This is a genomic window from Cellulomonas septica (assembly GCF_012396155.1).
Classification (GTDB): Bacteria; Actinomycetota; Actinomycetes; order Actinomycetales; family Cellulomonadaceae; genus Cellulomonas; species Cellulomonas septica.
On record NZ_JAAXOY010000198.1, the window covers coordinates 1 to 5,332 of the forward strand.

The window sequence follows — 5,332 nt, forward strand, 5'->3', positions numbered from 1 at the left end:
CCTCGGCGGCTCGACGGGGGTGCCGGACGCGGCCGGACCGGGTTCGGTGGCGGGCGTGAGGCGGGGCGCGGTGGTGCGCGAACGGCTGCCGGACTTCGGGGGAGTCGTCACGCTCCCGAACCTATCCGCAGGCGGTGGGGGTGGGCATCCGGTGCGGGAGCCGTGTCCGCCACACCGGGGTCGCGCGCGCCCGACCTGGGCGGATGTGCCCGGTGTGCGACGTGCCGTCGCGGACGGCTGCGACCCGGCCCGTCAGTCGAGGGTCGACGCCAGCGCGCGGCCCGTCGTCCGTCCGGTGAACAGGCAGCCGCCCAGGAACGTGCCCTCGAGCGCGCGGTGCCCGTGCACGCCGCCGCCCCCGAACCCCGATGCCTCGCCGACGGCCCACAGGCCCGGCAGCACCTCGCCGTCGGGCCGCAGCACGCGCCCCTCGAGGTCGGTGTGCAGCCCGCCGAGGGTCTTGCGCGTGAGGACCGACAGGCGGACCGCGAGGAGCGGGCCGTGCGCGGGGTCGAGCAGCCGGTGCGGCTTGGCGACGCGGATGACCTTGTCGACGACGTACCGGCGGGCCATCGCGGTCGCGACGACCTGGAGGTCCTTGCCGAGCCCGGACGCGACCTGGCGGTCGCGCTCGACGATCGTGCGCTCGAGCCGCTCGGCGTCGATCCGGTCGGTGCCGGTGAGCGCGTTCATGCGGCGTGCGAGCTCGGCGGGCGTGTCCGCCCAGAGGAACTCCTCCGACTCGTGCGCGAACGTCTCGACCGGGCCGACCGCCCCCGGCAGGACACGCTGGAGGAGCTGCGGGACGCTCTTGCCGGTCAGGTCGGGGTTCTGCTCCGAGCCGGACAGCGCGAACTCCGAGCCGAGGATCGTCTTGTCGAGCACGAACCACGAGTGGTCGTCGCCGCGCGACGTGATGTGGCGCAGCGCGCCGAGCGAGTCGAAGCCGGGGAACAGCGGGACGGGCAGGCGGTTCCCGTCGGCGTCGAGCCACAGCGACGACGGGCCCGGCAGGATGCGGATGCCGTGCCGGCTCCACACGGGCGAGTGGTTGGTGATGCCCTCGGGGTAGTGCCACGCGCGGTCGGGATGCACGACGGCGCCGCCCGCCTCGCGTGCCGCGGCGACGCCCGAGCCGTCGACGTGGTCGGGCACGCCCGACAGCATCCGCTCGGGCAGCCGGCCCGCGTGCTCGGGCCAGGTGGCGCGGACGAGGCCGTGGTTCGCTCCGATGCCGCCTGTCGCGACGACGACCGCGGCCGCCTCGATCTCGAAGGGGCGTGCGACCTCGCGCGAGCTCGGCACCGCGCGGGCGACGCCGTCGTCGACGAGCACGTCGCCGCGCACGCCCGTGACGCGGGCGTCGGTCGTGACGAACGACGTCACGCGGTGCCGGAAGCGCACGTCGACGCGCCCGTCCTTGCGCGCGTCGAGGAGCGTCCGGACGAACGGCTCGAGGATGCCCGGGCCCGTGCCCCACGTGACGTGGAAGCGCGGGACGGTGTTGCCGTGCCCGCCCGCGGTGTACCCGCCGCGCTCGGCCCACTGCACGAGCGGGAACCAGCGCACGCCCTGTGCGTGCAGCCACGGCCGCAGGTCGCCCGCGGCGAAGTCGACGAACCCCTCCGCCCACGCGCGTCCACACCGGTCCGAGCCGTCGTCGGCGAAGTCCGCCGAGCCGAGCCAGTCGGCGAGCGCGAGCTCGGCCGAGTCCTTGATGCCCAGCCGACGCTGCTCGGGGGAGTCGACGAGGAAGAGCCCGCCGAACGACCAGAACGCCTGCCCGCCGAGGCTCGCGGCGTTCTCGGCGTCGAGCAGGACGACGCGGCGGCCCGCCGCGAGGAGCTCGGCGGTGGCGACCAGGCCCGCGAGGCCCGCGCCGACGACCACGACGTCGTGGGAGTGCGTCATGTCGCGACGGTACACGTCTGGACGGTCGTCCAGAAGGCCGTCACTCCGCGCGGTCGAGGACGTACACGCGCATGCTCAGGGGCTCCATGACCGTCGACTCCCCGGGCTCCGCGTGCAGGCTGCCGGCGATCGCCTCGGCCCGCTCGTCGCCCGGACGCTCCCACACCGAGTCCCACGCGAGCCGCCAGCGACCCCCGTGCTCGTCCGCGAGCACCACGGTCACCGAGTCCAGCGCGCCGTTCACGACCAGCATCACCGTGTCGTCGTCGGGCGGGGGAGCCGTGCGCACCATCTGCAGCGTGCGCACCGACGGGTCGTGCCACCGCGCGTGGTCGAACGGCGTGCCGAGCGCGTCGTACCAGGCGAGGTCGGGGCGACGGTCCGGCAGCAGCGGCCGGCCCGAGTAGAACCGGTCCGCGCGCAGCGCCGGGTGCTCGCGGCGCAGCAGCAGCAGCCAGCGGGCCGTCGTCAGCAGGTCCTTGCGCCAGGGCGCGAGGTCCCAGCTCACCCACGACGTCTCGTTGTCCTGGCAGTACGCGTTGTTGTTGCCGTGCTGCGTGCGGCCCAGCTCGTCGCCCGCCGTGATCATCGGCGTGCCCGCGGACAGCACGAGTGTCGCGAGCAGGTTGCGGATCGAGCGGCGGCGCAGCGGCACGATGTCCGCGCCCGGCCCCTCGAGGTGCACCGGGCCCTCGAGCCCGTGGTTCCACGACCGGTTGTCGTCCGTGCCGTCGCGGTTCTGCTCGCCGTTCGCCGCGTTGTGCTTGTGGTCGTACGCGACGAGGTCGGCGAGCGTGAACCCGTCGTGCGCCGTCACGTAGTTCACCGACGCGGCCGGGCCCCGCATGAGCGGCGGGTCGGTGTGGCCGAACAGGTCGACCGAGCCAGCGAGACGCGTCGCGAGGTCCCGCACGCGGTGCCCCGGCAGGCCGTGGGCCGCACGCGCCGGGTCCGCGAGCCAGAACGAGCGCGTCGCGTTGCGGAACCGGTCGTTCCACTCCGCGAACGGCGGCGGGAACTGCCCCGTGCGCCAGCCGCCCGGGCCCACGTCCCACGGCTCCGCGACGAGCTTGAGACCGTGCAGGCTCGGGTCGACCTGCGCCGCGACGAGCAGCGGGTGGTCGGGTGTGAAGCCGTCCGCGTCGCGGCCCAGCGTCACCGCGAGGTCGAACCGGAACCCGTCGACCCCGACGACGTCCGCCCAGTAGCGCAGCGAGTCGAGCGTCATGCCGACGACCGCCGGGCGGCGGAAGTCGAGCGTGTTGCCGGTGCCCGTCACGTCGGCCAGGCGCGCCGGGACGCCGCCGTCGTGCGCGTAGTACAGCGTCGAGTCGAGCCCGCGCCACGACAGGTGCTGGCCCGGCAGGCCGCCCTCGCACGTGTGGTTGTAGACGACGTCGAGCAGGACCTCGAGACCGGCCTCGTGCAGGCCGTGGACGGCGCGGCGGACCTCCTCCAGCACCGCGTCGGGCCCGAGCGCGCGCGCCTCCTTGGTCGCGTACGCGGCGTGCGGCGCGAAGTAGCCGAGCGTCGAGTAGCCCCAGTAGTTGGTGAGGCCCTTCTCGACCAGGTGCGGCTCCGAGGAGAACGCGTGGACCGGCAGCAGCTCGACCGCGGTCACGCCGAGCCCCAGCAGGTGGTCGACGACCGCCGGGTGCGCGAGGCCCGCGTACGTGCCGCGCAGCTCCGGGGGCAGGGCGTCGTGCAGCGCCGTGAGGCCCTTGACGTGCGCCTCGTACACGACCGTGCGCGACCACGGCGTCCACGGGCGGTTCGCCGCCGGGTCGGGCCCGGGCAGGTCGCGCGTGTCGACGACCACCGAGAACGGCACGTGCCCCGCGGAGTCGCGGTGGTCAGCCGGGCCGTACGGGTCGCCGTGCAGGTCGTCGTCCACCACGTGGCCGTACGTCTGCGGGACGTGCTCGACGTCGCCGACGAGGCCGCGCGCGTACGGGTCGACCAGCAGCTTGCGCGGGTTGTAGCGCAGGCCCGCCGCCGGGTTCCACGGACCGTGCGCCCGGAACCCGTAACGCTGCCCGGGGCGGATGCCCGGCACCGACGCCGAGAACACGCCTTGCACCGGGCCGGACAGCGTGATCCGGCGCTCGGTGAGCGTCCCCTCGACGCCGTCGAACAGGCACAGCTCCACGGCGGTCGCGTGCGACGCGAGCACCGCGACGTCGACCCCCTCGTCGGTCACGTGGACACCGAGCCGGGGCGGCCGTCGGGACGGGGCGGTCGCACTCACACCCGTCATTGTGCTGGACGGACGTGACACCCGTGCGTCGTGCGTGCTTCGTGACGACGTCACGCGGTGCGCTTCCGCCACCCTTCCGCCCCTCGACACGGCGGACCGGGGCGGGCGTCGCGGGCGGTAACGTCTCCGCCGTGAGGATCGTCGTCTGCGTCAAGCACGTCCCGGACATCCAGTCGGAGCGGGCCCTCGGCCCCGACGGTCGCGCGGTGCGCGACGGCGGGGACGGCACGCTCAACGAGCTGGACGAGAACGCCCTCGAGGCCGCGCTCGCGCTCGTCGAGTCCCTCGGCGAGGGGTCCGTCGTGGCCCTGACAATCGGCCCGGACGACGCCGCCGACGCGGTCCGCAAGGGCCTGCAGATGGGTGCCGACGAGGCCGTGCACGTCGTCGACGACGCGATCGCCGGGTCCGACGCGATCGGCACCGCGCGCGTGCTCGCCGCCGCCGTGCAGCACCTCGCCGCGCAGGAACCCGTCGACCTCGTCGTCACCGGCATGGCCGGGCTCGACGGCCTCACCTCGCTGCTGCCGACGGCCCTCGCGACGCTGCTCGACCTGCCCGCGCTGCCGCTCGGCGCCGAGCTCACGGTCGACGCCGCGGCCCGCACCGTGCGCGTGCGCCGCAACCTCGACCACGCGACCGAGGTCCTCGAGGCGCCGCTGCCCGCCGTCGTGTCCGTGACGGACCAGGCCAACGAGCCGCGCTACCCAAACTTCAAGGGCATCATGGCCGCCCGCAAGAAGCCCGTCAGGACGCTCACGCTCGCCGACCTGGGCCTCGACGCGTCGGCCGTCGGTGCCGTGGGTGCGCGCACCGAGGTCGTCTCCGCGGCGGCCCGCCCGGCCCGCGACAACCGCGTGCTCGTCACCGACGACGGCGAGGCCGGCGTGAAGCTCGCGCGCTACCTCGTCGAGAACAAGCTCGTCTGAGCCTCCCGTCCGTACCGCCCGGACGCCCGGGCACCTCGCACCACCCGAGAATCGAGAACGCCGTGACCGGAACGACAGCGCCCGTCCTCGTCCTGCTCGACCACACGCCCGAGGGCGCGCTGCGCAGCCCCGTCCGCGAGATCGCGACGCTCGCCGCGTCCCTCGCCGACGGCGCCGGCGTGCACGGCGTGTGGCCCGCGGACACCGAGCCGTCGGCCGACGTCCTCGCCGAGCT

General features: G+C 74.8%; 3 protein-coding genes. 1 reads left to right on the forward strand and 2 read right to left on the reverse strand.

Annotated elements, in window-relative coordinates:
- Positions 1 to 252: 252 nt before the first annotated feature.
- Together HGA02_RS09295 and glgX are read right to left on the reverse strand one after the other, a co-directional pair.
- A complete protein-coding gene (locus HGA02_RS09295; RefSeq protein ID WP_168678772.1) occupies positions 253 to 1,911 on the reverse strand; it encodes an FAD-binding dehydrogenase in 1,659 nt (552 codons plus the stop codon).
- Between the two features lie 40 nt (positions 1,912 to 1,951).
- Complete coding sequence (glgX, locus tag HGA02_RS09300) at positions 1,952 to 4,168, reverse strand: glycogen debranching protein GlgX (protein WP_168678773.1); 2,217 nt, start codon at positions 4,166 to 4,168, stop codon at positions 1,952 to 1,954.
- Positions 4,169 to 4,299: 131 nt separating this feature from the next.
- Here glgX and HGA02_RS09305 point away from each other — a divergent pair, with 131 nt between their 5' ends.
- Positions 4,300 to 5,097, forward strand: a complete 798-nt coding sequence (locus HGA02_RS09305; protein ID WP_168678774.1) for an electron transfer flavoprotein subunit beta/FixA family protein — start codon at positions 4,300 to 4,302, stop codon at positions 5,095 to 5,097.
- Positions 5,098 to 5,332 lie beyond the last annotated feature (235 nt).

Coding starts and splice junctions, on each gene's coding strand:
- glgX (WP_168678773.1), bottom strand. CDS start 4,168: ATGACGGGTGTGAGTGCGACCGCCCCGTCCCGACGGCCGCCCCGGCTC.
- HGA02_RS09295 (WP_168678772.1), bottom strand. CDS start 1,911: ATGACGCACTCCCACGACGTCGTGGTCGTCGGCGCGGGCCTCGCGGGC.